The sequence below is a fragment of the Marinomonas profundimaris genome (genome assembly GCF_000508165.1).
GTDB lineage: Bacteria > Pseudomonadota > Gammaproteobacteria > Pseudomonadales > Marinomonadaceae > Marinomonas > Marinomonas profundimaris.
Genome location: NZ_AYOZ01000042.1, coordinates 1 through 1,616, shown reverse-complemented (window position 1 = coordinate 1,616; position 1,616 = coordinate 1). Strand labels below are relative to the sequence as shown.

At 45.5% G+C, this 1,616-nt stretch carries 2 protein-coding genes; one reads left to right on the top strand and one right to left on the bottom strand.

What is annotated here, in order from left to right; all coding sequences use genetic code 11:
- Positions 1 to 280, top strand: a 280-nt coding sequence (locus tag D104_RS37425) for an LPD1 domain-containing protein (protein WP_031215128.1), incomplete at its 5' end; no start/stop codon positions are given.
- Positions 281 to 352: 72 nt separating this feature from the next.
- Here D104_RS37425 and D104_RS32225 read toward each other — a convergent pair.
- Entirely contained in the window at positions 353 to 1,432 is a 1,080-nt protein-coding gene (locus D104_RS32225) for an alkene reductase (protein ID WP_024024787.1), read from the bottom strand.
- Between the last annotated feature and the right edge of the window lie 184 nt (positions 1,433 to 1,616).

Sequence of the window (1,616 nt, the reverse complement as noted above, 5' to 3'; positions counted from 1 at the left end):
CCTCGGCACGCACCTTAGCATTGGGAGCAGTAAAGATACAGATGATCGTTTGGGGGCTCTCTATTATTCACGCCCTGAAGAGATGTGTGCACGAGCCTTTGAGGCCTATATTGAGGATTCAGTACCAAGGAATAAATTTTTAGTTCGAGGCTCTCTCCTCTCGGATGAAGCTCAGCTCGGGCTTTACCCGAAGGGGGATCAGCGACTTATTATTAATGAAATGTTTAGCCAATACTTTGGTGTCCTTGGCGCCGCTCTTCAACGTGAACATGTGACATAAAAAACCTAGTAGTTGGAATGTCCAACTACTAGGGGTCAGTTCAGCCAGCTTTTTTAAGCAGCTTTTTACTTTTTAGACAGAATGCAAAGTAGGGTAGTCGACGTAACCCTCAGGACCTGATGTATAGAAAGTATCTTGATCCGGTGTATTCAACTCGGCACCTTTATGAGTACGTTCTACAAAATCTGGGTTCGCAAGGATCGGCGTACCGAAAGCAACCGTATCAGTGTCTTTGCTTTCAATGGCAGCACTGGCTTCTTCTGCAGAATATCCCATATTGACCATTAAATGGCCTTTGTAATTTTCTCGTGCAACACGAACCACATCCGCTTGTTGCACACCCAAGAAATCTGCACGCATCAGATGCAAGTACGCCAGATTATATTGGCTCAGGTGCTTCGCTAGAAACTCTGTCAAACCAACAGGGTCACTGTCTTTCATGCTTTGAAAGCTATTAAGTGGTGATAAGCGTAAGCCGACACGTCCTGCACCAAATACACCAATAACAGCTTCAATGACTTCGGTTAAAAAGCGGGCTCGGTTTTCCATAGAGCCGCCGTATTCGTCAGTGCGCTGGTTAGAGCTATTACGAAGGAACTGGTCAATTAAGTAGCCATTGGCACCATGAATTTCAACGCCATCAAAGCCAGCAGCCTTGGCATTCTCAGCACCTTTACGGAAATCCTCAACGATCGCCGCGATACCTTCTGTTGTTAATGCTTCTGGTGTAGCATGCGGAACCTTGCCTTCAGGTGTATGAATCTCGCCATCAATTGCAATAGCGCTGGAAGATACAGAAGGCTTACCGTTGTTTAAGGCTGGATGTGCAGCTCGGCCTGGATGCCATATTTGCATGAAAATCTTACCACCCGCTGCGTGTACCGCGTCTGTGGTTAGCTTCCAGCCATCAACTTGCTCAGTGCTGTAAATGCCTGGGTCATTACCGAATGCAGAAGTACCTTCGGTAACCATTGTACATTCTGTGATCAACAAACCGGCAGAAGCGCGCTGAGCGTAATATTTAGCCATCAGCTCATTAGGTTGATGATTAATCGCTCGACAGCGTGTTAGCGGCGCCATGACAAAACGGTTTGGTAGTTCAAGTTCACCAAGACTGACTGGTGTAAACAAAGCTTCAGCTGAGTTAGACATTCTAAAATCCTTTGGAAGTTAATTTATCAATGACTACTAGATAGCACCGCAGTAACGTAATTCAACTCACTGCAAGATTTATCCTAAGTCTGTAGGTGAGTATAAGAAATATTAACGCTATGTACTACCCACTGTGTCAGCTGTATTTAAGGCCAGTTGCACGTGTGTCAAATGGGTACTTTTC

Excerpts from the sequence above, each read along its gene's own strand:
- D104_RS32225 (WP_024024787.1), bottom strand. The coding sequence starts at position 1,432 with ATGTCTAACTCAGCTGAAGCTTTGTTTACACCAGTCAGTCTTGGTGAA.